At 73.2% G+C, this 26,961-nt stretch carries 26 protein-coding genes; 12 read left to right on the forward strand and 14 right to left on the reverse strand.

Annotated elements, in window-relative coordinates; genetic code table 11:
• Window positions 1-66 precede the first annotated feature (66 nt).
• The 3 genes from ACIRRH_RS11720 (at window position 67) to manA (ending at window position 5,395) form a co-directional block, all read left to right on the forward strand.
• Window positions 67-3,108, forward strand: a complete 3,042-nt coding sequence (locus ACIRRH_RS11720) for an alpha-mannosidase (RefSeq protein WP_403065316.1) — start codon at window positions 67-69, stop codon at window positions 3,106-3,108.
• Window positions 3,109-3,200: 92 nt separating this feature from the next.
• Window positions 3,201-4,133, forward strand: coding sequence for an ROK family protein (locus ACIRRH_RS11725; RefSeq protein WP_403065319.1), 933 nt, complete (start codon window positions 3,201-3,203; stop codon window positions 4,131-4,133).
• A gap of 20 nt (window positions 4,134-4,153) precedes the next feature.
• The gene (manA, locus tag ACIRRH_RS11730) at window positions 4,154-5,395 is read left to right on the forward strand and encodes a mannose-6-phosphate isomerase, class I (RefSeq protein WP_403065322.1); all 1,242 of its coding nucleotides are present in this window, start codon (window positions 4,154-4,156) and stop codon (window positions 5,393-5,395) included.
• Window positions 5,396-5,422: 27 nt separating this feature from the next.
• Here manA and ACIRRH_RS11735 read toward each other — a convergent pair whose 3' ends face one another.
• The 6 genes from ACIRRH_RS11735 to ACIRRH_RS11760 form a co-directional block, all read right to left on the reverse strand.
• Complete coding sequence (locus ACIRRH_RS11735) at window positions 5,423-5,818, reverse strand: DUF2267 domain-containing protein (protein ID WP_403065325.1); 396 nt, start codon at window positions 5,816-5,818, stop codon at window positions 5,423-5,425.
• Between the two features lie 327 nt (window positions 5,819-6,145).
• Window positions 6,146-6,757, reverse strand: a complete 612-nt coding sequence (locus ACIRRH_RS11740) for an acyl-CoA thioesterase (protein WP_403065327.1) — start codon at window positions 6,755-6,757, stop codon at window positions 6,146-6,148.
• Window positions 6,758-6,774: 17 nt separating this feature from the next.
• Window positions 6,775-7,092 carry a hypothetical protein gene (locus tag ACIRRH_RS11745; RefSeq protein ID WP_403065330.1) on the reverse strand — a complete coding sequence of 106 codons (318 nt, stop codon included), beginning with the start codon at window positions 7,090-7,092 and terminating at the stop codon, window positions 6,775-6,777.
• Window positions 7,093-7,343: 251 nt separating this feature from the next.
• The gene (locus ACIRRH_RS11750) at window positions 7,344-8,207 is read right to left on the reverse strand and encodes a DUF6528 family protein (protein ID WP_403065333.1); all 864 of its coding nucleotides are present in this window, start codon (window positions 8,205-8,207) and stop codon (window positions 7,344-7,346) included.
• A 370-nt stretch (window positions 8,208-8,577) separates the two neighbouring features.
• On the reverse strand, window positions 8,578-9,966 hold the full coding sequence (locus ACIRRH_RS11755) for an NAD(P)/FAD-dependent oxidoreductase (protein ID WP_403065336.1): 1,389 nt from the start codon (window positions 9,964-9,966) through the stop codon (window positions 8,578-8,580).
• A 107-nt stretch (window positions 9,967-10,073) separates the two neighbouring features.
• Window positions 10,074-10,571 (reverse strand): flavoprotein, encoded by a 498-nt coding sequence (locus ACIRRH_RS11760; protein ID WP_403065339.1) that lies wholly within the window; start codon window positions 10,569-10,571, stop codon window positions 10,074-10,076.
• 446 nt (window positions 10,572-11,017) lie between these two features.
• Between ACIRRH_RS11760 and ACIRRH_RS11765 the strand changes: the two genes are divergently transcribed.
• Complete coding sequence (locus tag ACIRRH_RS11765; RefSeq protein WP_403065552.1) at window positions 11,018-11,209, forward strand: hypothetical protein; 192 nt, start codon at window positions 11,018-11,020, stop codon at window positions 11,207-11,209.
• Window positions 11,210-11,268: 59 nt separating this feature from the next.
• Here ACIRRH_RS11765 and ACIRRH_RS11770 read toward each other — a convergent pair whose 3' ends face one another.
• Window positions 11,269-12,663 carry a hypothetical protein gene (locus ACIRRH_RS11770; protein WP_403065342.1) on the reverse strand — a complete coding sequence of 465 codons (1,395 nt, stop codon included), beginning with the start codon at window positions 12,661-12,663 and terminating at the stop codon, window positions 11,269-11,271.
• A gap of 164 nt (window positions 12,664-12,827) precedes the next feature.
• Complete coding sequence (locus ACIRRH_RS11775; protein WP_403065345.1) at window positions 12,828-13,790, reverse strand: FAD-dependent oxidoreductase; 963 nt, start codon at window positions 13,788-13,790, stop codon at window positions 12,828-12,830.
• 127 nt (window positions 13,791-13,917) lie between these two features.
• On the opposite strand from ACIRRH_RS11775, the gene ACIRRH_RS11780 reads away from it, so the two are divergent.
• Entirely contained in the window at window positions 13,918-14,832 is a 915-nt protein-coding gene (locus tag ACIRRH_RS11780) for a LysR family transcriptional regulator (protein ID WP_403065348.1), read from the forward strand.
• A 68-nt stretch (window positions 14,833-14,900) separates the two neighbouring features.
• On the opposite strand, the gene ACIRRH_RS11785 is transcribed toward ACIRRH_RS11780, so the two are convergent.
• A complete protein-coding gene (locus ACIRRH_RS11785) occupies window positions 14,901-15,386 on the reverse strand; it encodes a cysteine/serine endopeptidase inhibitor (RefSeq protein WP_403065351.1) in 486 nt (161 codons plus the stop codon).
• Window positions 15,387-15,706: 320 nt separating this feature from the next.
• On the opposite strand from ACIRRH_RS11785, the gene ACIRRH_RS11790 reads away from it, so the two are divergent.
• Both ACIRRH_RS11790 and ACIRRH_RS11795 read left to right on the forward strand, forming a co-directional pair.
• Window positions 15,707-16,360 carry a 4'-phosphopantetheinyl transferase gene (locus ACIRRH_RS11790; protein ID WP_403065354.1) on the forward strand — a complete coding sequence of 218 codons (654 nt, stop codon included), beginning with the start codon at window positions 15,707-15,709 and terminating at the stop codon, window positions 16,358-16,360.
• A 74-nt stretch (window positions 16,361-16,434) separates the two neighbouring features.
• On the forward strand, window positions 16,435-16,818 hold the full coding sequence (locus ACIRRH_RS11795) for a barstar family protein (RefSeq protein WP_403065357.1): 384 nt from the start codon (window positions 16,435-16,437) through the stop codon (window positions 16,816-16,818).
• A 9-nt stretch (window positions 16,819-16,827) separates the two neighbouring features.
• On the opposite strand, the gene ACIRRH_RS11800 is transcribed toward ACIRRH_RS11795, so the two are convergent.
• Window positions 16,828-17,658, reverse strand: a complete 831-nt coding sequence (locus tag ACIRRH_RS11800; protein ID WP_403065360.1) for a polysaccharide deacetylase family protein — start codon at window positions 17,656-17,658, stop codon at window positions 16,828-16,830.
• 323 nt (window positions 17,659-17,981) lie between these two features.
• On the opposite strand from ACIRRH_RS11800, the gene ACIRRH_RS11805 reads away from it, so the two are divergent.
• Entirely contained in the window at window positions 17,982-19,586 is a 1,605-nt protein-coding gene (locus ACIRRH_RS11805) for a CehA/McbA family metallohydrolase (protein WP_403065362.1), read from the forward strand.
• Between the two features lie 240 nt (window positions 19,587-19,826).
• The gene (locus tag ACIRRH_RS11810) at window positions 19,827-20,321 is read left to right on the forward strand and encodes a hypothetical protein (RefSeq protein WP_403065365.1); all 495 of its coding nucleotides are present in this window, start codon (window positions 19,827-19,829) and stop codon (window positions 20,319-20,321) included.
• 90 nt (window positions 20,322-20,411) lie between these two features.
• Here the strand turns inward: ACIRRH_RS11810 and ACIRRH_RS11815 are convergent, their stop codons facing one another.
• On the reverse strand, window positions 20,412-20,870 hold the full coding sequence (locus ACIRRH_RS11815; RefSeq protein ID WP_224279528.1) for a DinB family protein: 459 nt from the start codon (window positions 20,868-20,870) through the stop codon (window positions 20,412-20,414).
• 220 nt (window positions 20,871-21,090) lie between these two features.
• On the opposite strand from ACIRRH_RS11815, the gene ACIRRH_RS11820 reads away from it, so the two are divergent.
• The 3 genes from ACIRRH_RS11820 (at window position 21,091) to ACIRRH_RS11830 (ending at window position 23,724) form a co-directional block, all read left to right on the forward strand.
• Window positions 21,091-21,678 (forward strand): carboxymuconolactone decarboxylase family protein, encoded by a 588-nt coding sequence (locus ACIRRH_RS11820; RefSeq protein ID WP_403065368.1) that lies wholly within the window; start codon window positions 21,091-21,093, stop codon window positions 21,676-21,678.
• Window positions 21,675-22,541, forward strand: a complete 867-nt coding sequence (locus ACIRRH_RS11825; RefSeq protein ID WP_403065371.1) for an RNA polymerase sigma-70 factor — start codon at window positions 21,675-21,677, stop codon at window positions 22,539-22,541. The genes ACIRRH_RS11820 and ACIRRH_RS11825 overlap by 4 nt, the downstream gene beginning before the upstream one ends.
• A gap of 370 nt (window positions 22,542-22,911) precedes the next feature.
• Window positions 22,912-23,724 carry a class I SAM-dependent methyltransferase gene (locus tag ACIRRH_RS11830; protein ID WP_403065374.1) on the forward strand — a complete coding sequence of 271 codons (813 nt, stop codon included), beginning with the start codon at window positions 22,912-22,914 and terminating at the stop codon, window positions 23,722-23,724.
• 613 nt (window positions 23,725-24,337) lie between these two features.
• Here ACIRRH_RS11830 and ACIRRH_RS11835 read toward each other — a convergent pair.
• From ACIRRH_RS11835 to bioB, 3 genes are all read right to left on the reverse strand, one after another.
• The gene (locus ACIRRH_RS11835; protein WP_403065377.1) at window positions 24,338-24,892 is read right to left on the reverse strand and encodes an IS3 family transposase; all 555 of its coding nucleotides are present in this window, start codon (window positions 24,890-24,892) and stop codon (window positions 24,338-24,340) included.
• Window positions 24,889-25,203 (reverse strand): transposase, encoded by a 315-nt coding sequence (locus tag ACIRRH_RS11840; protein WP_403065380.1) that lies wholly within the window; start codon window positions 25,201-25,203, stop codon window positions 24,889-24,891. The genes ACIRRH_RS11835 and ACIRRH_RS11840 overlap by 4 nt, the downstream gene beginning before the upstream one ends.
• A 324-nt stretch (window positions 25,204-25,527) precedes the next feature.
• On the reverse strand, window positions 25,528-26,688 hold the full coding sequence (gene bioB / locus ACIRRH_RS11845; protein ID WP_403065383.1) for a biotin synthase BioB: 1,161 nt from the start codon (window positions 26,686-26,688) through the stop codon (window positions 25,528-25,530).
• Window positions 26,689-26,961: the final 273 nt, after the last annotated feature.

Here is a 26,961-nt window from a genome sequence, read left to right on the forward strand (position 1 = left end):
GCAATCTCAGCCGAGAACCAAGAACCGCAGCCACGCCCCCTCAGCCACGCAACGGAGCCCGCTGACATGCACGATGACCGCACCCTGGTCGAGTCCCGCCTCAAGCGCGTCCTGGACGAGCGCATCCGCCCGGCCGTCTACCCCGAGTCCGTCCCGCTGGAGGTCGGCATCTGGACGGCGCCCGGCGAGCCCGTCCCGGTCGCCGAGGGCCTGGCCGCCCCGCCCACCCCGATCGCGGTGGGCGACGCCTGGGGCGCGCCCTGGGGCACCAGCTGGATCACCGTGACCGGCACCGTGCCGCAGGCCTGGGCCGGGCGCACCGTCGAGGCGCTGATCGACCTGGGCTTCGACGCCAACATGCCCGGCTTCCAGTGCGAGGGCCTGGTCTACCGCCCGGACGGCTCCCCGGTGAAGGGCCTCAACCCGCAGAACCAGTGGGTGCGGATCGCCGCCCCGGCCGCCGGCGGCGAGCAGGTGCTGCTGCACGTCGAGGCCGCCTCCAACCCGGTCATCCTGGACTACCACCCGTTCCTGCCCACCGAGCTGGGCGACAAGGAGACGGCCGGCGACCAGCCGCAGTACAAGCTGGCCCGGATGGACCTGGCGGTCTTCGACGAGACGGTCTGGCAGCTCGTGATGGACCTGGAGGTGCTCGGCGAGCTGATGGCCGAGCTGCCGGTGGAGAGCGCCCGCCGGTGGGAGATCCTGCGCGCGGTCGAGCGCTGCCTCGACGCAGTCGACCTCCAGGACGTCAACGCCACGGCGGCGAAGGCCCGTTCGGAGCTGGCCGGGGTGCTGGCCGCGCCCGCCGTGCCGTCCGCGCACCGGATCAGCGCGATCGGCCACGCCCACATCGACTCGGCCTGGCTCTGGCCGCTGCGCGAGACCGTCCGCAAGGTGGCCCGCACCACCGCCAACATGACCGCGCTGCTGGAGGACGAGCCGGACTTCCGCTACACCATGTCCCAGGCCCAGCAGTTCGCCTGGATCAAGGAGCACCGTCCCGAGGTGTACGCCCGGGTGCGGAAGGCGGTGGCGGAGGGCCGGTTCGTCCCGGCCGGCGGCATGTGGGTCGAGTCCGACACCAACATGCCGAGCTCGGAGGCGATGGCCCGGCAGTTCGTCCACGGCAAGCGGTTCTTCCTGGACGAGTTCGGGGTGGAGAACCACGAGGCCTGGCTGCCGGACACCTTCGGCTTCACCGGCGGCCTGCCGCAGATCATCCGCAACGCGGGCTCCAAGTGGCTGCTGACCCAGAAGATCTCGTGGAGCCAGGTGAACCGGTTCCCGCACCACACCTTCCTCTGGGAGGGCATCGACGGGACCCGGATCTTCACCCACTTCCCGCCGGTCGACACCTACAACTGCTCGATGAAGGGCAGCGAGATCGCCCACGCGGCGAAGAACTTCAAGGACAAGGGCGTCGCCCGGCACTCGCTCGCCCCGACCGGCTGGGGTGACGGCGGCGGCGGCACCACCCGCGAGATGGTCGCCAAGGCAGCCCGGATGAAGGACCTGGAGGGCTCGGCCACCGTCCGCTGGGAGAACCCCGCCGAGTTCTTCGCCAAGGCCGAGGCCGAGTACCCGAACCCGCCGGTGTGGGTCGGCGAGCTCTACCTGGAGCTGCACCGCGCCACCCTGACCAGCCAGGCCAGGACCAAGCAGGGCAACCGGCGCAGCGAGAACCTGCTACGCGAGGCCGAACTCTGGTGCACCACCGCCGCGTTGCGCACCGGCGCGGCCTACCCGTACGAGCAGCTGGACCGGATCTGGAAGACCGTCCTGCTGCACCAGTTCCACGACATCCTGCCCGGCTCGTCCATCGCCTGGGTGCACCGCGAGGCCGAGGCGACGTACGCGGCGCTGGCCGGGGAGCTGGAGGGGCTGATCGACGCGGCCCAGCAGGCGCTGGCCGGGGCGGCCTCCGGCGGGCGCGAGCTGGTGTTCAACGCGGCGCCGCACACCCGCTCGGCGGTGCCGGCCGGCGGGGCCGCGGTCGCCGCCGTGACCGGCCCGGAGTGCGCGGTGGCGGAGCGGCCGGAGGGCGGCTTCACACTGCGCAACGGCCTGCTGGAGGTCGTCGTGGACGCGGACGGCCTGATCGCCTCGGTGGTCGAGCTCGCGACCGGCCGGGAGACCGTCGCGCCCGGCAGCCGGGCCAACCTGCTCCAGCTGCACCCCGACTTCCCCAACATGTGGGACGCCTGGGACGTGGACCAGTTCTACCGCAACACCGTCACCGACCTGACCGGTGTGGACTCGCTCACCGCCGACCGCACCGCCGAACTGGCCTCCGTGCGGATCGCCCGCTCCTTCGGCTCCTCCACCGTGGTGCAGACCCTCACCCTGCGGGCCGGCGAGCAGCGGCTGGACATCGACACCGTGGTCGACTGGCACGAGACCGAGAAGTTCCTCAAGGCCGCCTTCCCGCTGGATATCCACACCGAGCGCTACGCCGCCGAGACCCAGTTCGGCCACCTCTACCGGCCCACCCACACCAACACCAGCTGGGACGCCGCCAAGTTCGAGGCCTGCAACCACCGCTTCGTCCACCTCGACGAACCCGGCTGGGGCGTCGCCCTGGTCACCGCCTCCACCTACGGCCACGACGTCACCCGCACGGTGCGCTCCGGCGACGGCGGGACCACCACCACGGTCCGCTTCTCGCTGCTGCGCGCCCCGCGCTTCCCCGACCCGAAGACCGACCAGGGCCTGCACCGCTTCCGGCACGCCCTGGTGCCGGGCGCGGCGATCGGCGACGCCGTCCGCGAGGGCTACCGGATCGGCCTGCCGGAGCGGCGGGTCACCGGCAGCGCCGAGCAGGTCGCTCCGCTGGTGCGGCTGGACAACGACGCCCTGGTGGTGAGCGCCGTCAAGCTCGCCGACGACCGGAGCGGGGACCTGATCGTCCGGGTCTACGAGGCGGGCGGCGGCCGCGCCCGGGGCCGGCTCACCACCTCCTTCCCGCTGGCCGGCGCCGTCCCCTGCGACCTGCTGGAGCGGCCCTGGGACGGCACCCGCGGCGAGGTGGCGGTCGAGGACGGCGCGGTGCGCCTCGCGCTGCGCCCGTTCGAGCTGGTCACCCTGCGGCTCAGCGCGGCGGGCTGACGGGCAGCCGACCGCCCGTCTGTTCTACGCTGTTCGGCGCCTCGGCCCCCGCGGCCGGGGCGCCGACCCCATCGACCGCTCTGGAGCCCCCCGTGCCCGTCACCCCGCTGTTCGCCGCCCTCGACATCGGCGGCACCAAGATCGCCGGGGCGCTGGTCGACGGCGACGGCCGGCTGCGGCACCGGCTCCAACTGCCCACCCCGGCCGCCGAGCCGGGCGCGGCCGTGCTCGCCGTGGTGCACCAGGTGCTGGCACAGCTCGCCGGGACGGCGGACTGGGCCGCCGTGACGGCCGTCGGGATCGGCAGCGCCGGCCCGGTCGACCTCGCCGGCGGCACCGTCAGCCCCGTCAACATCCCCGGCTGGCGGAGCTTCCCGCTGGTCGCCGCGGTCGCCGCACACCCGGCTGTGGCAGCCCGCGCGCTGCCCGTCCACCTCGCCGGGGACGGCGTGGCGATGGCCGCCGCCGAGCACTGGCAGGGCGCGGCCCGAGGCGCCGACAACGCGCTCTGCCTGGTGGTGTCGACCGGCGTCGGCGCCGGGCTGGTGCTCGACGGCACGGTACGCCCCGGCCCCAGCGGCAACGCCGGCCATCTCGGCCACATCACCGTCGAACTGGACGGGGAGCCCTGCCCCTGCGGCTCGCGCGGCTGCCTGGAGGGCCTCGCCAGCGGCACCGCGATCGCCCGCCGGGCCCTCGCCGCGGGCTGGCAGCCCGCGGACGGCGATCGGACGGCACGCGCCGTCGCCGCCTCCGCCGCCGAGGGCGACCCGGTTGCCCTCGCCTCCTTCGACCGCGCCGCCCAGGCGCTGGCCGCCGGGATCGCCGCCACGGCCGCCCTGGTGGACCTCTCCCGGGTCGTCATAGGCGGCGGCGTGGCCGCTGCCGGGGACCTGCTGTTCGCCCCGCTCGCCCGCCACCTGGACCGCTACGCCGCCCTCTCGTACATCCGCGGCCTGGACGTGCGCCGCGCCGAACTCGGCACCGACGCCGGGCTGATCGGCGCGGCCGCGCTCTGCCGCTGAGCATCCCCGGAGCCGCCCGCATGCCGCCGCTCAGCCCCCTGCCGTTCGCCCTCCTGCAGAACCCGGTCCGCCGCTACGCCTGGGGCTCGCCCACCGCCATCCCCGCGCTCACCGGCACCGCCCCCGACGGCACTCCGCAGGCCGAACTCTGGCTGGGCGCCCACCCGTCGGCGCCGTCCCTGCTGTCCGGCGACGCCGGCCCGCAGCCGCTGGACCGGCTGATCGACGCCGACCCGGACGGCATGCTCGGACCGGACACCGTACGGCGGTTCGGCCCGGCGCTGCCGTTCCTGTTCAAGGTGCTGGCCGCCGACCGGGCGCTCTCCCTCCAGGTCCACCCCACCCGCGCCCAGGCCGAGGCCGGGTACGCGGCGGAGCAGGCCCGGGGCGTTCCGCCGGACGCGCCGGAGCGGGTGTTCAAGGACCGTGGGCACAAGCCCGAACTCATCTGCTCGCTCGGCGACTTCGAGGCCCTGTGCGGCTTCCGGCCGGCCGCCGCCACCGCCCGGCTGCTGGACGCCCTCGGCGTGCTCACCCCCTGGGCCACCGCGCTGCGCACCCGGCCCGTCGAGGCCGTGCTGCCCGAGCTGCTGCGCTCCGGCCTTCACGCCGACGCCGCCGAACTCGCGGCCGTCACCGACTCCCTGCACCGGGCGGCGGCGGCCGGCGGACCGTACGCCGCGAGCTGTGCCGCATACGCCCGCCTCGCCGCGGAGTACCCCGGCGACCGGGGCCTGCTCGCCGCGCTGCTGCTCAACCACGTCCGGCTCACCGCCGGGCAGGCGCTGTACCTGGACGCCGGGGTGCCGCACGCCTACCTCCGGGGCGTGGGTGTGGAGTTGATGGCCAACTCCGACAACGTGCTGCGCTGCGGGCTCACCCCCAAGCACGTCGACGTGGACGGTCTGCTGGCGGTCACGTCCTTCCGTACCGGGGAACCCGAGGTGCTGGTGCCGCGGCCGCTCGGGGACGGCGCCGGCTCCGGCACCGGTATCGGCGCCGGAATCGGCGTCGAGATGGAATTCCCGTCGCCCGCAGAGGAGTTCAGACTCTCGCGGCTACGTCCCGGCGCCGCCTCCGTCCGGGTCGACCTCCCCACCCCGCAGATCCTGCTCTGCGTCGCCGGGCAGGCCTGGCTGCGGGCGCCCGGCGGCGCCGGACTCCCGCTTCCGGCGGGCGCGTCGGCCTACCTGCGCCCGGGCGCCGGGCCGGTCGCACTGACCGGCCCGGGCGCGGAGCTGTTCCGGGCCACCACCGGGTAGCGGCGCCCGACGGCCGCTCGGACGTGCTCAGGCCCGTGCAGGGTGTCCGAACAGCAGGTCGTAGCCGTCCGGGAGCTGCTCGATCACCCGGTCCAGCAACTCCCCCGGGACCAGGTCGGCGACCGTGCTGAGCACGGCCCCGATGTCCCACTGCGCCGTAGCCGGGGTCGCCCCGTCGATCCAGCCCACCACGGCCTGCACGAAGCGCTCGGCAGTCAGCGGCTCGGCCGCGGGCCCGGCGTCGCGCAGCAGCGAGGCGTAGGTGACGGGCAACGCGTCGGCGAGTTCGCCCCGCTCGGCCCCCACCAGGTGTTCGCCGAGCAGGGCCAGCACGACCCTGGCGGCATGATCCGCCTCAGCCTCACCCCGGTACTCGCCGCGCTCGACGACGCGGGCGAGGAAGTCCTCCCAGGAGATGGTCATCGCGTCCTCCTTCCGGTCGGCGGGCTCCGGCCGGACCGGCGGCGGCCTGCTCGTCCTGGGCCTGGAGGGAGGTCGCAGCCTGTGACCACCGTGGGGCGTACCGGTGCCCATGCTGCTCAGCGTAGCTCGCCACGGCGCCTTCGGAACCGGCCTTCTTCCTCAGTACGGCGGGACCGTCGGGACCGGGGAGGCCGAGGAGCCCTGGAACTCCACGGAGGCCGGGGAGCCCTGGAACGCCGGGGACGCAGGTGAGGCCAGGGAGGCCGGGGACGCAGGCCGGGCGGACCGACACCCTTGTCGATCACGCCACCGGCCCGGGACGGCGGTTCACCCCGCCGAGGCGTGGCACCGCCGGCGCGGCCGCCGGGACGGCGTCACCATGCCGGCGGCCGCACCGGCCGGTACGCGCTGCGCCGGGGCCGTCGCGCTCACCGCTGCCGCCGGGGCCACCGCCGTGGCGGCCCCCACCGCCGTCGCGGTCGGCACGGTCGTCGCCGCGGTCACCGTCGTGGCCGCCAGGAGCGCCTGGGCGCGGGCCGCATCCGCCATAAACGCCGAGAGAAAGATCCGCTCGGCCGGGCTCAGCGCCCGCGAGCGGCCCGATTCGCGGTCCCGCGCGACCACCACGGTCCGCGCCCGCATAAAGGTGATCCGATCCCGGCAGACATTCACCTCGACCTGCGCGGAACTCCGTCCGAGCCGTTCCACGACGAGCCGCACCGACAACGGCTCGGGCCGGTGGTGCAACTGTTCCAGGTAGTCGATCTCGTGCCTCGCGATAATGAACCCGAAGGGGAACAGTGATTCCCGCACAGCGATTTCGTGATGACGGAACAGGTCGTAAATCCCCTCCTGGACGTAGCCGACCAGGCGAGCGTTGTTGATGTGCCCGTTCTCGTCGACGTCACTCCACCGGGTGGGACAGGACAGCACGTGCACGCCCGGTCGCTCCGCGCTCACTGCCGGGTCAGCCCGGCAGCGGCGGGGAGCAGCGCGCGCTGCAACCTGGCGTAGTAGCCGGAGTGTTCGGCCGCCATGCGGGCCGCGGTCCACCCCTCCTCGGCGGCCTCGGCGGCCGCCTGGACGACCAGACTGTCCAGCACCGCGTCGACCGCACGGCACAGATCGTGAACGGCCGCGAGCCGCTCGGTCACATCCGCTCCGCTCCCGGCGTTCCGGGACGGGAAGGCTGCCAGTGATTCCATCGCGAGCTGAAGGTCGTCGACTCCATCCGGCCGGTTTTCCGCACGGAAATTCCGCATGTTTTTCTCCATGACTCATTCGGCCGTTACGGCCCAGTAGCTAGCGTTCGATTACACCGGATCGGCGTCGACCCCCCGACCCCACGACGCTATCCCAGCCGACCGGGGTCGACGGATGGTTTGCCGACCGCGACGGGAAACTGACCTCCATCGGAGTAGTTTGTCGGTGTACACAATATGCCCCATCAGCCGAATGCCGTCCGCAATTCGGGTGGTATCTCCGACGCGCGCGCCCAGATCGGCCCCCTGGGGTCCAGAATCTGCTACCAGCCACTCCACCACCTCGCCTTGTACAGGTGCGCGCCGCGCAGCGACCGCGTTCCCTCCGGCCGGTGCAGGGTGATCACCGAGGTGCACCAGTCGCACGGTGCCGCATGCTCGGGCGCCACCGTGAGCAGCCGGCCGGTGCCCGGCTCGTCGCCGACGCTCTTGAGGTCCCGCTCGGCGGCCGGATCTGTCAGTCGCACGGCGGCGAAGCGGTCGGTGGCAGGGTCGTAGCGCCACAGGCCGGTCAGCGCGGTCACCCAGAACCGCCCCGGAGCCGCCAGTACGGCGGCCAGGTCGTGCCCGCCACGGCCGGGCAACGGGCTGCTCCGCACCGCGGCGAGAGTCGGCGCGGCCTGGGTCCCGCCGACCCGCAGCGCGGTCAGCGCCGTGTCCCCGAGCACCCAGAGCAGGCCGCTCCGCCCGTCCCAGTGCACCCCGTGCGCACCCGGCAGCGGGAACTCCGCGTACGCCGCGGCCCGCGGGCCCTGCGACGCCGCGTACAGCCGCACCCAGCCGCCCGTGCTCGCCGCCACGGCCACGTTGCCGTCCGGCAGCAGCTCGATGCTGTGCGGGTTGACCGCCGCCCCCAGGTCCGCCGCCCAGTGGATGCGGTTCGTGGTGGTCTCCACGACGGCCGCCAGCCCACCGGAGGCGGTCGTCAGCAGGTACCGGCGCCCCTGCCGGACCCGGGACTTCACCTCGTCCGGGTTCGTCCAGCTGCGCGCGGGCTCCAGATCCGCCAACTCCGGCGCCCGGTCCGCACTCCAGCCCCAGACCACCGGCAGCCGGCCCGGGCCGCGACAGGCCATCAGCTCCTCGGCACTCTGCAACACCAGCACACTGCGCGAGGCCTGGTCCACAACCGCGACCTGCCGGCCGGGCGACCTGGCCCACGCACCGCTCCCGGGCACGCAGAGCAACAGGGCGACCGCAAGGGCAGGCAGTGTTCTCCTCAGCACGCCTTCACCGTCCGTGCTGCGGGCCCACTCCGCTCGGCGGCGCGTCCGAACGGCCGATCGACGCGGCGGCCGCTCCGGCCGGCCCCGGTCGTCGGGTTCGCCGCCGACGGCGGCAGATCCGCCTCGTTCACCGTCATCCGCACATCGTGGCGCGACGCTTGCACCGACGGCCGTCGCAACACGGCCCGGCACAGCGGCCTGACCGCCGGCCGCGCTCGTTCCGCGTCCGGGGACTCGGCGCGCGGCGATCGGCGATTCAGTACCCGGCGGCTCAGCGCCCGGCGACGAGGTCCGCGACCCGGGCGATCGGCGAGGTGGTGGCCCGGCCGGCCGACTCCTGCCGGTCGGCGGCGTGGTACGCGGCGTACATCGCGTGCACCCCCAGCCAGCGCAGCGGCTCCGGCTCCCAGCGCCGCACGGTGTGACCCACCCAGGGCAGCCGGGTCAGCTCGGTGTCCCGGCCGAGCACCAGGTCCCGCAGGGTGCGGCCGGCCAGGTTGGTGGTGGTCACCCCGCTGCCGACGTACCCGCCCGCCCAGCCGAGCCCGCTCACCCGGTCCAGTTCGACGGTCGCGCACCAGTCCCGGGGCACGCCGAGCACGCCCGCCCAGCCGTGGTCGATCCGGGCGTGTGCGGCAGCCGGGAAGAACCGGTCGAGAATCGCCCGGAGCTGGCGCACCGTCTCCACCTGGGTGCTGCCGTCCGAGTCCGTCCGCGAGCCGAACCGGTACGGCACACCCCGCCCGCCCAGCGCGATCCGGTCGTCGGCGGTGCGCTGCGCGTACATGTAGGCGTGCGCGAAGTCGCCCAGCACCTCCCGGCCGTGCCAGCCGGTCTCCGCCCAGAACTCGGCGGGCAGCGGCTCGGTCGCGACCATCGCGGAGTTCATCGGCAGCCAGGTCCGCTTCTCGCCGCGCAGCCCGGCGGTGAACCCCTCGGTGGCGCGCAGCACATGGTCGGCGGTGACGGTGCCGTACGGGGTGACGGCGCGGGGCTTGCGGTAGCCGGAGCCGGGCAGGATCGCGGTGACCGCCGTCCCCTCGTACACCTCGACGCCCAACCCGCGCACGGTGCGCGCGAGGCCACGGGCGAGCTTGGCGGGCTGGATGCGGGCCCCGTACGGGCTCCAGCAGCCACCGAGGGCACCGGCGACGTCGATCCGCTCCCTTGCTTCCTTCCCGCCGAGCAGCTCGACGCGTCCCTCCCCGTAGGCCCGCTCACTCTCGACGTGGGCGCGCAGGCGCTCCAACTGCGGCTTGCTGCGGGCCACTTCGAGCACGCCGCCGCGGACGATGTCCGCCTCGATCCCCTCGGTGGCGGCAATGTCGACGACCTCCCCGACCGCCTCGTCCATCATCCGCTGCATCGCGGCAGCCCGCTGCTGCCCGTACCGCCTGGCGAACGCACCGCGCCCCGCGAAGCCGTTGTACAGCCAGCCGCCGTTGCGGCCGGAGGCGCCGTAGCCGCAGAAGCGCCGTTCGAGGACGGCGATCCGGAGGGAGGGGGCGGCCTTCTTCAGGTAGTACGCCGTCCAGAGCCCGGTGTACCCACCGCCGACGATGCACACGTCGACGTCCCGGTCCCCCGGTAGCCCGGGCCCCGGCTCGGGCACCCCGTCCGCCGCGTACCAGAACGACACCTCGCCGTTGACCGCCGCCACCGGAAACCTCCCACACCCTCGCTGACCTGCCCGGACGCTACCTCCGGAGCTTCGGCCCCAACCACCCCTCACACTGCAAGGATCGCCGTCCCGGATCAGCCACTCTGTCAGTCCCGCAGCAGCTCCAGGGCCCGCGTCCAGCTGTACGAGCCGGGCACGAAGTCCGCGATCCGCACCCCCATCCGCCGCAGCTTCGCCAGGCTCTCCTCGTAGGCCGGGTGCGCCGCCTGCGCCGCGCTCAGACACGGCTGCACGGCCACCGGGACGCCCCAGCCGTACGACTCGCAGAGGATGCCGAGGGCGAGGGTGTCCGAGATCCCCAGGGCCCACTTGTTGACCGTGTTGAAGGTGGCCGGCGAGACGACGATGGCGTCCGGGTCCGGCAGCGGCCGAGGCTCCCCGGGCTTCCGCCAGGCCGAGCGGATCGGATACCCCGTCTGCGCGCTGATCGCGTCCGCGTTGATGAGCGCCATCGCGTTCGGAGTCGCCACCACCCCGACGTCCCACCCCTGCTGCTGAGCTGCGGCGATCAACTCTCCTACCCCGCCCGCGACTCCCGCCGCACACACCACGACGTACAACACCGGCTTCCTGGCCTCGGACACCCTTGGAATCCCCACTCTCGAACCACCAGCGAACCCCAGAACAGTAAGCTGCCCGCACGGTCCGCTCCGTGGTGTCCGACATCGGTGAGAGCCTCGTCTCCGACACCCGCCACTGGGCCGGCTGGGCCCGCCGGCCCGAGGCGGATTGGCGGTCGGCTGATTGACCGCCCTCGCGGATCTTCTCACCGCCGGATAGCGCGGCCACAGGCCGTCGTTCAGGCCTTGGCCACCACCAAGTCGGCATGCACCACCTTCCCGAACTGCTCCCCCACCGCACCCCAACGCCCCCGTGTCAGGTGATGCACGGACGGGATCCGGCTACATCGTGAAGAAGCTCGACGGAGTCGAGCCCCATCTTGTACCCCTGATGAAGGACGATCGAATCGTGGACCTGCACAACCACATCTCGGTGCTCCAGCACGCCGCGTAACGAAAAGGAACTCCACATGACCGAGGACGGCCGGATCTTCCGTGAGGCGTGGATCGCCGGGGTGCGCAAGCACTTCCCCGGCGATCCGAAGCCCGGCTACATCGCGCCCTGGGAGGACACTCCCCCGTGGGAACGGGCTTCCGCGGCGGCAAAGTGGCAGCAGGAGACCGGCGCCGACATCTTCGAAGCGATCGAACGCCGCGTCTGAACCGGATCACTGTGCGCGCCTCTGCGAGGTCGCGGAGGCGCGCACGATCCTCGTGAGCCTCAGGTCCGGATCCGGGCCGGTGGGGCGATGGAGGGTGGGGAGCAGCGGGGGGTGGTGGCGCAGACGGTGAGCGGTCTCGGGTTCGGGCCGTCAAGGATCTGGACGGACCAGAGCACGGGGTAGGTGCCGCCGCAGATGCCGCAGTTCGGCCGGGGCGGGACGGCCGGCATCGGGGGCGCAACGGGCGGCGGCGGGGTCGGCGGGGCAAGCGGGGTCGGCGGGGCGAGCGGGGGTGGGGGTGCGGTGTGCCAGACGGGGAGGTCCGCGGCGAGTGCCTCGAAGTCGTGGCCGCACTCGGAGCAGGTGTCCAGGACTGACTCGGTGCGCATGTCGCCGCAGCGCGGGCAGAAGGTCACCGGCTGCTCGTCGGCGACGGTGCTCTCGCAGCGTGCGCAGACGAAGTCGGGGTCAATCTTGGACGCTTGGAAGATCGACCCGAAGACCAGGAACGGGTTGGGCTCGCCGTCCTTCTCGTACGTCGTCTGCACGACGGAGGCGATCGTCCTGAGCCGGTTCTTCCGCTGCCGCAGCCGTTTGAGGTCCAGGTTCACCACCTTGGTCTGCCGGCAGTCCCGGCAGGTGCAGAGTGTGCGGACGGGCAGGCGCGAGCGGATGCCGAACTGGCGGTGCAGGAACTCGAAGGCCGGGCGGTCCTCCTCGGCGACCGCCACCTCCACGGAGCCGTAGCCTCCCGCGCTCAGCCGGCACTCCACCGCCGCCGCCAACCGTGCGACGTCGGAGGACAGTTGGGCCGGCACGCCGTCCGGACGGCTGCCGATCATCACCGGGATCGCCAGCAGGGAGCGGGCGGTGACCATGTCCATCGCGAGGAAGCCGGCCGGGGAGCGGAAGACGATGCGCTCGATGCCCTCCCACAGGGACGGGCCGGTGGAGCAGCGCCCGCCGGAGAGCCGCTCGTTGACGCGGGCGGCGACGCCGCCGACGAGGCGCTGGCCGGTCTCGTGGTGCCGGGCCAGTGTGTCGGCCCGGGGTGCGCGGGCCCACCACCGGGGCTGGGGGAAGCCGGCCGCTCCGGCCGCCGGGTCGAGGCCGGTGAGTGCGCGGTCGAGGGCGAGCAGCGCCGTCCGGAAGGCGGCCACGTAGGGGTCCTGCACGCCCAGCGCGATCACCGAGACCGCTCGGTCCGTCAGGTGCAGGGAGACCGAGGTGCGGTCGTCGTCGGCGGACGCGAGGTGGAGGCGGGCCGCCAGCGGCACCTGGTCGGGCAGGAGCATCGCCGAGCGGACGGCGGAGCCGCGCCGGGCCTCCACCACGGTGGCCATCTCCGAGGTGATCTGGAAGCCGAGCGAGCGCAGCACGTCCACGGCGGCGACCCGGACGCGTCCGGTGTCGGCGTGGACACGGCGCTCGGCATCGAGCGTGATCGAGGCCAAGGTTCCTCCGGAGGAACGAAATTGGGGAGCGGGAACGGGACGGTCTCAGCGCGCAACCGTAGCGAAAGCAACGCGCCGCCGTGGCCGGAACGGGCCGCCGGACACGTCGGGCCGCGGGTGCTCCGACCGCGTTCGTTCGCCGGGGTGGGCGGGTGACCTCCCGGTCACCCCACCAGTTCGGCGGCGGCGTCGGCGCAGCCCCAACTGAGGGTGACCCCGGCGCCGCCGTGGCCGTAGTTGTGGACGATCCGGCCGGCCGGGTCCGCTTCGAGGCGGGGGCCGCCGTGGCGGGCGGGGCGCAGGCCGACGGTGTGGCCGATGACGCGGGCACCGCGGAGTTCGGGGATGCGGGCCGTGCAGCGGGCGAGGATGGCCTCGGCGATGGCCGGGTCGGGTGTGGTGTTCCAGTCGTCCGGTTCGAAGGTGCCGCCGAGGACGACGTCGGCGCTGCGGGGGTGGATGTAGGTGTAGCCGGCCGGGTCGTCCTGGATGCGGGTCGAGCTGGGCAGTCCGGGGTTGCGGACCAGGACGAGCTGGCCGCGCACCGGGTGCACGGCCGGGTCGTCGCAGAGCTGTCGGGCGGCGAGTCCGGTGGCGTTGACCACCACGGGCGCCCAGGCCAGGGCCTGGTCGAGGGCGTCGAGGCGGCGGTGGACGATCTCGCCGCCGTTGTCGATGAACCGGCCGAGCAGCCAGGGCAGGTAGAGCGGCATCTCGACGGCGGGGGCCGTGAAGGACCAGCCGTCCGCGCAGTCCAGTCCGCGTTCGGCAGCCGTCAGCCGGCGCAGGTCGGGGACGGCGTCGCCCCACCAGGGCAGGCCCGACGACTGCTGCTGGTGTTCCAGCATGCGGGTGCTGCGCATCGAGACGCCGGGTACGCCCTGCGCGGCCTGGCGGGCGAACTCGGCGAAGGCGGTCGCGGACCAGTCCGCCACCCGGCCGCTGGTGCCCGTGGCGACGGGGAACCAGACGGCCGCGGCCACGGCGGAGGTCGTCGACAGCAGGCCGTCGGCCGTCACCACGACGACGCGAAGTCCCTTCTCCTGCAAGCGGATCGCCGTGGTGAGCCCGATGATCCCGCTTCCGACCACGACGACGTCCGTCGCCCCACCCACTGCATCGCCCATCGCGAACTCCTCCTCCCGAGGGCCGCCCACCGGGTGTCGGCGGCCGTCTCCAGGAAATCCGGCCGCACCGACGGCCGTCCAAGACCAGTTCTGTCCCGCGGCGATAAGCCGCGCTTATCATCGCCGGATGGATCTGCGTCGGATGCGTTACTTCTCGGTGCTGGCCGAGGAGTTGAACTTCACCCGCGCCGCGCGCCGACTGCACGTGGCGCAGCCTGCGCTCAGCCAGCAGGTCATGGCGCTGGAGCGGCAGCTGGGCGCACAGCTGGTCGAGCGGACCAGCAAGGGCTGCGCGTTGACCCCGGTCGGGCGTGCGGTCGCCGAGGAGGCCCGGCGGGTGCTGCGGGAGGTGGCGGAGGCCGAGGAGCGGGTCGCGGCGGTGGTCCAGGGGCGGGAGGGCCGGCTGCGGGTGGCGTACACCCGCTCCGCCCGCGGCGGGGCCTGCGACGTCCTGGTGACGGAGTTCCGCAACCGCTACCCCCGGCTGGACGTCGCCCTGCAGACCGGCTGGACCTCGCACAACGTCGCCGAGCTGCTCGCCGGCCGGCTGGACGCGGCGTTCGTCCGGCCGCCGCTGGACGTCCCCGGGCTCGCCTGCCGGATCATCGCCGAGGAGGAGCTGCTGCTGGCCGTGCCGGCCGGCCATCCGCTCGCCCGTACCCGGGCCCGGATCGGCCGGCACCGGATCGCGGACGAGCCGGTGGTGCTGTGGCCGCGGGAGAACGGGCCGGGGATGCACGCGCTGATCACCGGGCAGCTGTGGCCGGGCCGGTCGCCGCGGATCGTGCGGGAGGAGCCGGACGACGAACAGCTCCTGCTGGCCGTGGCGGCGGGCTACGGCATAGCGCCGATACCCGAGGGCCGGGCCCGGGTGTTCCGCATCCCCGGCGTCCGCCTGCGCCGGCTCACCGCCCCGGTCCCGACCGTCACGCTGGGGCTCGCCCACGATCCGCGGACCGCTCCCCCGGCCGTCCAGCTGCTTCTCGCGATGGCCCCGCCGCTCGTGGAGGCGCAAGCGCCGCCCGGACGCGGTCGGCCGTGATCCCGGCCTCCGACCCGCGGCCCGCCCCCGTCCTGCCGCGGGGGCGGGCACGGTCGTCAGGGGCGGGCTCAGCCGATGGTGGAGCCGGTGATCGGGGCGGAGAGCTCGACGGTCTTGCCGTTCAGGGCGGTCTTGACGAACTGCCAGGTCAGGCCGGTGATGACGCCCTTGTCCAGCGGGGCCAGCCTGGCGAAGGCGGGCTGGCTGAGGTCGATGTGGGTGGAGTCGCAGGAGGGACACTGGTCCTTCACCGGGACGGTGATGGTCTTGCCCTGGTAGGTGACCTTGACCGAAATGCCCTTGCAGACCGGGTCGTTGTTCGGGTTGGCGGTGGTCCACCAGGTGTGCGAGACGGCAACAAGCATCTGGGTGGCGGCATTGATCTGGGTGCCGCAGGCGCCGTAGCCGGCGTCGTTGTAGTAGGTGGCCTTGCCGGTCATGGGCTGGTTGATCGGTATCGCGGCGCTGGCGGAGCCGGCCGTGAGGGCGATGAGGGCGGCTGCGGCGAGCGGGGCGCCCGCGAGGATCCTGAGGTTCTTGCCGATGGCGCGCATGGTTCGTTCCCTCCTGCTGCGGTGAAGGTCATGAGCATGACAGGCGGAACTCGACGCATTCGTACGACAGTTCGCCAATCGAATGTCCGCCCTCGTGGAGAAAACGTATGCGCCCGCCGCAGGGTGGTCCAGACCTCCGCGATGTTGACATGAACACAAGGCAGGGATCTTTACCAATGCGTCCGAAGGGGCGAAGATGCGCGACAGACCCGCCACGGAGGGTATTGACGGGCCGTCACCCGAGTCCCGCCGGAGCCCCCGGCCGGGTTACCCTCGTCCCGCGCGGCGACCACCTGCGCGGCCGACCGAGGGGGGAACGGATGATCGGGGACCTGCTGCCGGACGTCGTGGTGACCGAGGTGGCCTACGACGACCCGCCGGAGGCCCGGCTGGAGCCCGAGGAGGAGCCCCCCGTCGCCCGGGCCGTCGACAAGCGGCGCCGCGAGTTCACCACCGTCCGGCACTGCGCCCGGGCCGCCCTCGCCCGGCTCGGCGTCCCGTACCGCCCGCTCGTCCCGGGTCTGCGCGGCGCACCGAGCTGGCCGGACGGCGTGGTCGGCAGCCTCACCCACTGCGACGGCTTCCGCGCGGCGGCCGTGGCCCGGGCCGGCACCCTCGCCTCCGTGGGCATCGACGCCGAGCCCGCGCTGCCGCTGCCGGAGGGCGTCCAGGAGGCCGTCGCGCTGCCGGTGGAGCAGCAGCGGCTCGCCAAGCTGGCGGCCGAGCACCCGGACGTCCCGTGGGACCGCATCCTGTTCAGCGCCAAGGAGTCGGTGTACAAGGCCTGGTTCCCGCTGACCCTGCTCTTCCTGGACTTCGACGAGGCCGAACTGGACCTCTCCCCCGACGGCACCTTCACCGCCCGGCTGCTGGTCCCGGGCCCGGTGGTCAACGGCCGCCGGATCGACGGCTTCGACGGCCGCTGGGTGGTCCGGGACGGGCTGCTCGCCACCGCGATCGCCGTCTTTCCCTGAACCGTCCGCCCCGGCCGGTTCACCCCGGCCGGTTCACCCCGGCCTGTTCACCGCCGCGGCATATCCTCGACCCCGTGACGGTGACCTATGTGATCGACGGCAACGAGATCAAGACCCTGGAGGACTTCTGGGCCGTGGTCGGGCGGGCCATCGGGGTGGACGGCTACTTCGGCCGCAACCTCGACGCCTTCGCCGACTGCCTGCGCGGCGGCTACGGCACGCCCGAGAACGGGGACTGGGTCATCGAGTGGCGCCATCACGAGGTCTCCCGCCGCAACCTCGGCCACCCGGAGACGGTCCGTCAGCTGGAGCTGCGGCTGGCCCGTGCCCACCCCACCAACCGCGCGCGCGTCACCGCCGAGCTGGACGCCGCCCGGGCGGGCCGGGGGCCGACGGTCTTCGACTGGCTGGTCCGGGTCATCGAGGAGGAGCACCCGGGCGGCCTGCGCCTGGTCTGAGCCGCCCCGCTACAGCACGTCCGAGAGCCGGACGAAGCGCCGCCCCGCCGCCAGCAGCCCCGGCACCGCCGCCGCCACCCCGGGGGCGGTGCCGCCGCCCGGGTGGTTCAGGTGGCCGATCACGATCGCGCCGGGCGGGGCGGAGGCGACCTCCTGCCGCACCTCGGAGGCCGGGAGCGTCGCCCCGCCGTCCGCGTTCACGGTGAAGCCGGCCACCAGCCGGCCCAGGTCGGCGACCACCCGGGTGGCGACGTCGTCGTAGTGCGCGGTGCCGGAGCGGAAGAACCGGGGCGGGTGCCCGAGCAGCTCGGCGAGCTTGTGGGCGCTGCCCACCACCTCGTCGTACACCTCGCCGACGTCGCGCGTGCCGGCGATGCCGTAGGCGGAGCGGCCGGAGACCGAGAGCGGACGGTGGACGGTGCCGTGGTTGCCGATCTCGAACAGCGGGTCGGCGGCGAGCCGATCGAACTCCTCCGGGTTGGCGTCGATCCAACGGGCGTTCAGGAAGAGCGTGGCCGGCACGTCCTGCGCCCGCAGGAAGTCGATCAGGTCCGCGTCATAGCCGTCGCCTCCGGGGCCGCCGCAGGCGTCGAAGGTGAGCGCCATGGCGCCCTCGCCCTCCGGCAGCGCGGTGATCACCCCGTCGACCTCCAGCCCCCATTGGCTCGGAGCCAGTGCGCCGTACCGCTCGACCACCTCGGCCCGGGTCGGCTCGTGCGTCGATCCCCGCGCGGGGTCCGGCGTCGGTTCCTGCGCGGGGATCGACGCGGCGGCGGCCGCGGTGGGCGCTCCGGACGACGTCGCGAACGGTGGGTCGGGCGGCGCCGCGGACGATGTCACCGAATCCGCCGAGGCGCCGCCCACCGCCGAGGCCGAGCCGGTGCCCGCCGCTCTCGTCCGACATCCCGCCAGTGCTCCTCCGGCCACCGCCACGAGCAGCATCCGCCGACTCACCGACACACCCGTCTCCCATTCGCGCCATTTCGCATATGAACCGATTTCATGACTATGAACCGACCATTCGTCACTCACCGCAACTCGACCCCGACCCCGACCGCCCCTCTTCACCGGCCCGCCCCACCGCCGTGGGCCCCGACTCACCCCCGGTTCACTCGCCCGGGTAGGCACGCGGGCGACCCGCCCTCCTCGATCCGGAGACCTCGATGCCGACCGAGCCCAGCACCCCACGCTCCGACCAGCCGACTGACCAGCCGACCGACCAGCCGACTCCGCAGCCGGCGGCCCGGCCCGCCCGCCGTGACCTGCTCCGCACCGGCCTCGCCACCGGCGCCGCCACCACCCTCGGCCTCGCCGCCGCCCCCGGCGCCACTCCCGCCGACCGCACCCTCACCCTCACCGGCCACCTGCCCACCGGCGCCCCCGACTTCCTCCACCTCCCGGTGGAAGTGCCCGAGGGCGTCCGCGAGATAGCCGTCTCCTACGGCTACGACAAGCCGCCGGTCCCGGCCGGCACCCCCGGCAACTCCTGTGACATCGGCATCTTCGACGAGCGCGGCACCGACCTCGGCGGCTCCGGCTTCCGCGGCTGGTCCGGCGGCTTCCGCACCGAGTTCAGCCTCTCCCGTAGCGCCGCGACCCCCGGCTACCTCCCCGGCCCGATCAACCCCGGCACCTGGCACGTGGTCCTCGGCCCCTACCAGATCGCCCCGCAGGGCCTGGCGTACCACGTCGAGGTCACCTTCCGGTTCGGTGCGCCCGGGCCGCAGTTCACTCCGCACTACCCGGCGGAGCGGGCCCGCGGCCGCGGCCGGGCCTGGTACCGGGGCGACTGCCACCTGCACACCGTGCACTCGGACGGGCGGCGCAAGCCCGAGGAGGTGGCGGCCGGGGCGCGCGCGGCCGGCCTGGACTTCATCGTCTCCACCGACCACAACACCAGTTCCTCGCACGCCGCCTGGGGCCCGCTGGCCGGCCCCGACCTGCTGATCCTGCCGGGCGAGGAGATCACCACCCGCAACGGCCACTGGCTGGCCCTCGGCCTGAAGCCCGGCCAGTTCGTCGACTGGCGCTACCGCTCGCGCGACGAGGAGTACCCGCGCTTCGCCCGCCAGGTCCACCGCTCCGGCGGCCTGGTGGTGCCCGCGCACCCGTACTGCCCGTACGTCGCCTGCCAGTGGAAGTTCGGCTACGAGCAGGCCGACGCCGTCGAGGTGTGGAACGGCCCCTGGACGTACGACGACGAGTCGGCGGTGGACACCTGGGACGGCCGGCTCGCCGTCGCCCTGCGCGAGGGCCGCTCCTGGCTGCCCGCCCTGGGCAACAGCGACGCGCACAGCGAGCCGCAGGTCATCGGCTCCCCGCACACCGTGGTGCTGGCCGAGGACCTCACCCGGGACGCGATCCTCGACGGGCTGCGCGCCGGGCGCAGCTGGCTGGCCGAGTCCTCCGCCGTCACGCTGGACCTCACCGTCACCGGGCACGGCCGCCAGGCGGGCATCGGCGAGGAGCTGACCGTCCCGGCCGATGCCCCACTGGACGTCCGGCTCACCGTCTCCGGGGTGCCCGGCGGGACGGTCCGCCTCCTCACCGACGAGGGGCAGATGCACCAGGAGTCGCTGTCCGCCGACGGCTCCGGCACCGTGATCTGGCGCACCACCGCCTCGCTCGCCGCCTACGTCCGGGCCGAGGTCCGCCACCCGAAGGCGGACGGCACCCCGGGCAGGGGCAACTCGATGGGCCCTGACCTGCCCTGGGGCCCGATGGCGGCGCTCACCAACCCGATCGTGCTGCGCACCGGCGACCGGTAGGGGCCGGCGGCGGTCCCCTGACGGGCCGCCGACCGGTCCCGGGTCTGCCCTCCGACCCGCCCAGGAACCGGGTGGGGGACGACTCGGACCACCCGTTTGGACTAGGTTGATCTCCGAAACGCATCAGTCGTAGGGACGAGGCGGTCGGTTGTCCGGATATGGGCCGACCAGCTCCTTCGCACTCCGACCGCCCCGCCCCGGCTACCCGACCGTCCCCGGCCCGCGAAGGGATCAGCAGCTGTGAACCGTACGACCGTAGGTGGGCCGGAGCTCGGGGGCGGCCGGGGCGCCGGGGGCGTCCTCGTCCTCGTCGACCCGGGCGGGGCCGGGAACAGCCCGGTCGCGGAGCTGCTCGCCCGGGAGCTGAACCCGAGCGTCCACCTGCGGACGGACGACTTCCTGCGGGTCATCCGCAGCGGCCAGCTCCCGCCCCACCTGCCCGAGGCCGGTCACCAGAACGCCACCGCCCTGGCCGCCACCGCCCAGGCCGCCTTCGCCTACGCCACCCGCGGCTACCAGGTCGTGGTGGAGGCCCCCGCCGTCCCGGCCGCCCTCGACACCTTCCGCCGCGAGAGCCGCACCACCGGCGCCGCCCTCCACTACGTCGTCCTCCACCCCGGCCCGGCCCCCGACGACGCCACCCACACCCTCGACACCACCGCCCTCACCCCCGAGACCACCGTCGGCGCCGTCCTCACCGCCCTCATCCACCGCACCCACCTCCTCGGCTGGTAGGCCGGCCCGGGGCGCCCGGGCCCCGCCGCGCCGTCGACCGCCTCCTCGTCCTCCTCACACCCGCACCCCGCCGGCACCCGGCCCACCCGGCTACGCCCCCACCGCGCCGTCGATCGCCTCCCGCAGGAAGTCCGCGTGCCCGTTGTGCCGGGCGTACTCGTGGATCAGGTGGAGCATCACCAGCCGCAGCGACACCTCGGCGTCCCACCGGGCCTGGTAGCCGGTGACGTCGAGGGAGTCCGCGGCGAGCTCGATGCGGCGGGAGTGCTCGACCTCGGTCCGCCAGGCGGTGAAGGCCTCGGCCCGGGTGGCGCCGGCGGGGTCGTACGCGGCCTGGTAGTCGCCGTCCTCGGACCAGACCAGCGGCAGGTCCTCGCCGTTGATGACCCGGCGGAACCAGGTGCGTTCGACCTCCGCCAGGTGCCGGACCAGCCCGAGCAGGCTGAGCGTGGAGGGCGGGCTGGAGCGCCGGCGCAGCTGCTCGTCGGTCAGGCCCTCGCACTTCAGGGCGAGGGTCGCCCGGTGGAAGTCGAGGAAGCCGCGCAGCATCTCGCGCTCGCCGCCGGTCAGCGGCGGGGCGGGGCGGTCGTCGGGGACGTTCACGTGTCGTTCTCCTCGCGGTGGTCGGCAGTCCCCGCGGACTGTAGCGAACCGACCGGCCGGTCCGAAGGTCGTTTTCCCCGGCCGTCCCGTCCGGCTGTCACATCCGTGCGCCCTCCGGTGTCTTCATGTCCGGCAACCCGCCGCACCACCGCACCGGGAGGACACCATGGCACTGCGACTGCCGAAGGCCCAGCTGCCCGCCGAGCTGAGCGAGAACATGATCAAGGGTTTCGGGAGCACCCTCGAACCCGTCGAGGCGATCTGGCACAACCCCGGCGTCGCCACCGCGAACCTGGACTTCTCCCGCCGGGTCGCCGAGTGGGACGCGCTCGACGAGGGCCTCAAGTCCTTCGCGCACATGGCGGTGGCCGCACAGGTCGGCTGCAGCTGGTGCCTGGACATCGGCTACTTCCAGGCGCAGAACCAGGGCCTGGACCTGGCCAAGGCGAGCCAGGTGCCGAACTGGCGGGCGTCGGAGGTGTTCACGGCGCTGGAGCGGGAGGTGATGGAGTACGCCGAGGCCATGACGGTGACCCCGCCGGCCGTCACCGACGAGCTCTACGACCACCTGCTGGACCAGCTCGGCGCGGCGGCCATGGTCGAACTCACCGCCTACGTCGCCTTCGTCAACATGGCCACCAGGAACAACACCGCGAACGGCGTCCGCTCCCAGGGCTTCTCCGACTCCTGCGAGATCCCGCTGGCCAGGCGCACCCCCGCCGCCGACGCCCCGGCCGGAGCGTCGCCGGCATGACCGAGGACCCCTTCGTCACCCACCGCAGCCTGCTCTTCACCGTCGCCTACGAGCTGCTCGGCTCCGCCGCCGACGCCGAGGACGTGCTGCAGGAGTCCTGGCTGCGGTGGGCCGAGGTCGACCACGGGCAGGTGCACGACCCGCGCTCGTACCTCATCCGGATCGTCACCCGCCAGGGCCTCAACCGGCTGCGGACGCTGTCCCGCCGGCGCGAGCAGTACGTCGGCGAGTGGCTGCCGGAGCCGCTGCTCACCAGCCCCGACGTCGCCGAGGACGTCGAGCTCGCGGAGAGCGTCTCGTTCGCGATGCTGACCGTGCTGGAGACGCTCGGGCCGACCGAGCGGGCGGTGTTCGTGCTGCGCGAGGTCTTCGAGCTGCCGTACGGGGAGATCGCCGAGGCCCTCGGCAAGACCTCGGCCGCCGTACGGCAGGTCGCCCGGCGGGCCCGCGGGCACGTGGCGGCCCGCCGGCCCCGGGTGCGGGTGAGCCGCTCCGAGCAGCAGCAGGTGGTGGAGCGGTTCCTGGAGACCCTGCGCACCGGACGGTTGCAGGACCTGATGGAAGTGCTGGCGCCGGACGTCGTCCTGATCGCCGACGGCGGTGGGATCGCGGCGGCCGTGCCCGCCCCGGTGCACGGGGCCGAGGCGGTGGCGGCGCTGCTCGCGCGCACCGGGCGCCTGCCGGTCGCGTTCGACACCACCACGGTGTGGCTCAACGGCGCACCGGCCGGCCGGATCGACATCGGCGGCGAGCCCTCGGTGGTGAGCCTCGCGGTGGAGGACGGCCGGATCACCCGGATCTACGTCGTGCGCAACCCGCAGAAGCTGACCCGGCTCGACGCACCGGCCGACCTCGCCCGGTAGCCGCCCCCCCGGTCGCGTGGTGGTGCTCCCAGCCCCCTCGGAGCACCACCACGCTCCCACTGCTCCCCGGACACTCCACCATCACGTACCGTGTTCGGACCACCACAGGTTTGGGTACGTACCTCGGCGCGCCCGACGGCCGGGCGCCCACCGAGCAGGAGACCCAGCGGCCCATGGACCACAACCGCATCCCCCCGACCGTGCGCCGGACGTACGGTGCCGACGACCTCAGCACCGCCCCGTCGTTGGGCGGCGGGACACCCTTGCACCATAGCTGACCTGCGCTCATGGCAGCACCATCAGCACGGAACCCGTTCCACTCCGACCCCCAAAGCCCCCAACCACACGCCGTCCCGAGGAACCGAAGACCATGAACCAGGACCGCATCCCCCCGACCGTGCGCCGGACTTACGGCACCAACGATCTGGCCCAGGCGGCCAGCTTCGCAGGCGGATTCATCAACTTCGGCTACTGGCAGGGCATCGATCTCGCCGCCCCGACCCCAGAGGACCGGGTGCGCAGCCAGGAACAGCTGTACCGGCGGGTGTTGCGGGAGTTCGCCGAACCGCGCGAGCGGCTTCGGCTGGCGGAAGTGGGTTGCGGCCGTGGCCTCGGGAGCGCTCTCGCCCTGCGGGAGTTCCGCTTCGCGGCGGTGACCGGGGTGGACATCCACCCCGACCAGATCGAGCGGGCCCGCGCCGTCAACGCGAGAGCCCTGGCCACGTACCCCGATCGGCTGGCGTACACTCTCGGCTCGGCGGACGAACTCCCGTTCTCCGACGGCTACCTGGACGGCGTCTTCTCCGTCGAGGCGGCCCAGCACTTCCGCGAACTCAACGGCTTCGCCCGCGAGTCCGCCCGCGTCCTGCGCCCAGGCGGCCGGCTCGTCGTGACCACCTTCTTCACCGCCCCCGGCCCCGACGCCGCCGAACGCCTCAAGATCATGCTCGCCAGCTTCGCCGACGGCCTCGACGTCCCCCACCCCCTCGACACCTTCACCACCGACCTCACCCGCCACGGCTTCACCGACATCACCACCGAATCCATCGGCACCCACGTCTGGCCAGGCCTCGACCGCTACCTCACCGACACCGTCCCACCCGCCCACTGGACCCGCCACTTCCTCACCGCCTGGCGCGACGCCCTCCTCGACTACCACGTCATCACCGCGACCCGCATCTGACCCCGAGCCCGACCCCTCGACACCCGGGCCCCTCCACACCGCCGACAGGCGGGCCCGGAACATGCCTCAGCCGCGACTTCAGGACCCCTTGACCCCCAGTCGCCCGGGCGTAGCCATCGCTGCACGTCAGCCGGTAGACAGCCCGCGCTGTTCGTTCACCGAAAGGCACCTCAGAGACGGTGGTGAACGACGCGTGGTCCCCGGCAAGTCCCCCAATCTCGCTCCTCCCGACCAGCGCCGTTCCATCGCAGCAATTCGTCAAGACCGCTTCAGGCCGCTGATGCCTCCGCTGCTCCGCGCCTCGGGCACGCCGGAGGGAGGCCGCCACCCAGGCGGCACGGCCGGGAGGCCAGTGCGTGCTTCAGTTGCGACCATCAGCCGACCCGGAGGACAACCGCCACCGCCCACCAGATCGTCGGCGGCCTGTCCCTGACGGCGTTGCGGTCCTCGGCCGCCCCGGAGGATGACCGCCACAGGCCAGACCGCCCGCACCATCGATACCCTGCTGTACTACTCTGCCAGCGTCGGCAAGGACGCGGCGGACAAGTCCGGCAAGGGCGTCGTCATCATGAGCCGTACAACATCACACCCACGCCCAGTCGTCCGGCGTGGCTCACCTCGTCGACGTCCTACATCTCTTGAAGCGGCGGCGATCTGACATCGAGGCACCAGCCGATGCGCCAGTCCCCCTGGCCCTGTTCAACCGCTCTGCTGGCGTCCTCGGACGCGTCCGGCGAGTGCAGTAGTTCGCCACGGGGTCGCCGCCATTGCGCACACAGCAATCAGCATGCTCGCCCCCGCCAGTGCCCAGCACGGCCGGCGGCGCCACCGAGTCAGGGACGGTGGTCCGCTTCCGGCGGGGAAGGTGGCGGCCGACGATACCGTGCTCGCGCATCAGCCGCGCCACCCGCTTGCGGTTCACGTGGTGTCCGGATCCTTGCAGGTCGGCGTACACGCGCAGGAATCCGTAGGTCTCGCCGGAGGCGGCGTGGATCTCGCGGATCTCTGCCGCCAGGGCCTGATCGGCTGCCTGCCGAATGTCACGGGCCTCCGCACCGGCCAGCCACCGGTAGTAGCCCGAGCGGGAGACCTGCAGCACCCGGCACAGCCGCTGGACGCCGAACTCGCCGGCGTACTCGGAGACGAAGTCCCAGCGGCGGGACGTCACTTCATCTCCTTGGCAAAATACTGGGCCGCCCGGCGGAGGATCTCCCGCTCCAGCTGCCACTCCTTCTCCGCCTTCAACAGCCGGGCGTTCTCCGCCCGCAACCGGGCCAGCTCCTCCTGGTGGTCTTCTGCCCCGGCCCCGCCGGCTGGAGCTTGCCTGCCGCCGTCGGCCGCACGAACCCACAACCGCAGCGTCTCCCGGGTGATCCCCAGGTCAGCCGCGACGTCCTTCATCGTCCGCTGCCCCGCCAAGGCCCGCCACAACGCCACCGCATCCACCCGGAACTCCAGGGTGTACTTCCGCCCTGCCATATGAACCATCTTCCCGGACCATCAAGATCCACCATCAGAGTGTCCACATCACAGGGGTCACCTCACCCCAACAACCAGGAACGAAACGCCCTCTCAGTGCCGCCTGGGCACCATCCGCGCCGGCCAGTCCGGCTCGCGGACCACGCTCCGACTCGTCCGGGACGGTGCCAGCATGCACCGTCGGGCCCGAGCGGACGACAGGGCCCGACTACTGCCTTGCTCCCGACGCGCGGGCAGGGTCCTGCGGCTCGTCGGCCACACCACCGTGATCGCCCGCGGCGGCCAGCGGGCCGTCAACCGGGTGGAGCCTTTCCAGTGCCGAACTCACGCATTGGGGGCCAGGTCGGTGCCGGCGCCCCGGCGGCGCACGGCGACGAGGTCGGTACGGTCCTGCTCGGGCGTGGCGGCGGGGGCGGGCTCCTCGGAGGAGCACACCGCCCCCGAACCGCAGCCGCCGCCGGTCCCGCAGGAGGCGGCGTCCGAGCGGTGCCCGGGCAGCGTGGTGGTGTCCGTGCCCTCCACCTCGAACCCGGCGTCCGCGATCATCTCCAGGTCGGCCTTGCCGGCCTGGCCCTCACTGGTCAGGTAGTCGCCCAGGAAGATCGAGTTGGCCAGGTGCAACGCCAGCGGCTGGAGCGACCGCAGGTGCACCTCGCGCCCGCCCGCGAGGCGGACCTCCACGTCCGAACAGACGAACCGGACCATCGCCAGGATCCGCAGTGCCCGCCGCGGCGTCAGGTTCCACTCCTTGGCCAGCGGCGTGCCCTCGAACGGGATGAGGAAGTTCACCGGCACCGAGTCCGGGTCAAGCTCCCTCAGCGCGAAGACCACGTCGACCAGGTCCTCGTCGCTCTCGCCCATACCCGCGATCAGCCCCGAACAGGCCGACAGCCCCGCCGCGTGCGCCTTCTGCACGGTGTCGACCCGGTCCGCGTACGTGTGCGTGGTCGTGATGTCCCCATACGTCCCCTCCGACGTATTGAGGTTGTGGTTGTACGCGTCAGCCCCCGCCGACCGCAGCCGCTCCGCTTGGCCGTCCGAGAGCAGCCCGAGACACGCGCACACCTCGACGCCCTCGTTCTGCTCCTTGATCGCCTTGATGGTCTTGCCCACGCGCTCGACGTCACGGTCGGTCGGACCGCGGCCGCTGGCCACCAAGCAGACCCGCTTGGCGCCGCCCGCGACACCCGCCGCGGCCGCCTTCGAGGCCTCCTCCGGCTTCAGCCACGTGTACTTGAGGATCTCCGCCTTCGAGCCCAGCCGCTGCGAACAGTACGAGCAGTCCTCGGGGCACAGACCGGACTTGAGGTTGACCAGGTAGTTGAGTTTCACCCGCCGCCCGAACCACTGACGGCGCACCCTCCCAGCCGCGGCCACCACATCCAGCAGCTCGTCGTCGGAGGTAGCCAGCACGGCGAGCGCTTCTTCGCGGGTCGGCAGCTCGCGCCGAAGCCCCTTCTCCACCAGCATGTTCAGCAGGTCCATGGCGCTGATCCTCGCTCATGAGGCCCTGCTCGGCCAAGGGTAACCAGTCGAATCGTCGTGACGGGAGCGTGACTCTCACAACAGCCCGAATCACTTTACCAGCAGCGGGAGTTGTGATGGGCTGATCATCACCATCAGGACTCAGGCGGACCGGCGCGGCGGGCCCGCGTGCACCCGGGGGCGCCCCGCCGGGGGCGGGGGTCGAGCGCGCCCGCCCGCCCGGGGGCCGCCCGCCCCGGGGCACAAGCCGGCGCCCCGCCGGGGGGGGCGGAC

The organism is Kitasatospora sp. NPDC101235 (genome assembly GCF_044767505.1).
In the GTDB taxonomy this organism is placed as follows: domain Bacteria; phylum Actinomycetota; class Actinomycetes; order Streptomycetales; family Streptomycetaceae; genus Kitasatospora.

What these genes read in the sequence shown, in the direction of transcription:
- ACIRRH_RS11720 (WP_403065316.1), top strand. Translation starts at nt 67, where the DNA reads ATGCACGATGACCGCACCCTGGTCGAGTCCCGCCTCAAGCGCGTCCTG.
- manA (WP_403065322.1), top strand. Translation starts at nt 4,154, where the DNA reads ATGCCGCCGCTCAGCCCCCTGCCGTTCGCCCTCCTGCAGAACCCGGTC.
- ACIRRH_RS11735 (WP_403065325.1), bottom strand. Translation starts at nt 5,818, where the DNA reads ATGACCATCTCCTGGGAGGACTTCCTCGCCCGCGTCGTCGAGCGCGGC.
- ACIRRH_RS11745 (WP_403065330.1), bottom strand. Translation starts at nt 7,092, where the DNA reads ATGGAGAAAAACATGCGGAATTTCCGTGCGGAAAACCGGCCGGATGGA.
- ACIRRH_RS11765 (WP_403065552.1), top strand. Translation starts at nt 11,018, where the DNA reads ATGACCGAGGACGGCCGGATCTTCCGTGAGGCGTGGATCGCCGGGGTG.
- ACIRRH_RS11775 (WP_403065345.1), bottom strand. Translation starts at nt 13,790, where the DNA reads ATGGGCGATGCAGTGGGTGGGGCGACGGACGTCGTCGTGGTCGGAAGC.
- ACIRRH_RS11780 (WP_403065348.1), top strand. Translation starts at nt 13,918, where the DNA reads ATGGATCTGCGTCGGATGCGTTACTTCTCGGTGCTGGCCGAGGAGTTG.
- ACIRRH_RS11785 (WP_403065351.1), bottom strand. Translation starts at nt 15,386, where the DNA reads ATGCGCGCCATCGGCAAGAACCTCAGGATCCTCGCGGGCGCCCCGCTC.
- ACIRRH_RS11790 (WP_403065354.1), top strand. Translation starts at nt 15,707, where the DNA reads ATGATCGGGGACCTGCTGCCGGACGTCGTGGTGACCGAGGTGGCCTAC.
- ACIRRH_RS11805 (WP_403065362.1), top strand. Translation starts at nt 17,982, where the DNA reads ATGCCGACCGAGCCCAGCACCCCACGCTCCGACCAGCCGACTGACCAG.
- ACIRRH_RS11815 (WP_224279528.1), bottom strand. Translation starts at nt 20,870, where the DNA reads ATGCTGCGCGGCTTCCTCGACTTCCACCGGGCGACCCTCGCCCTGAAG.
- ACIRRH_RS11820 (WP_403065368.1), top strand. Translation starts at nt 21,091, where the DNA reads ATGGCACTGCGACTGCCGAAGGCCCAGCTGCCCGCCGAGCTGAGCGAG.
- ACIRRH_RS11825 (WP_403065371.1), top strand. Translation starts at nt 21,675, where the DNA reads ATGACCGAGGACCCCTTCGTCACCCACCGCAGCCTGCTCTTCACCGTC.
- ACIRRH_RS11830 (WP_403065374.1), top strand. Translation starts at nt 22,912, where the DNA reads ATGAACCAGGACCGCATCCCCCCGACCGTGCGCCGGACTTACGGCACC.
- ACIRRH_RS11840 (WP_403065380.1), bottom strand. Translation starts at nt 25,203, where the DNA reads ATGGCAGGGCGGAAGTACACCCTGGAGTTCCGGGTGGATGCGGTGGCG.
- bioB (WP_403065383.1), bottom strand. Translation starts at nt 26,688, where the DNA reads ATGGACCTGCTGAACATGCTGGTGGAGAAGGGGCTTCGGCGCGAGCTG.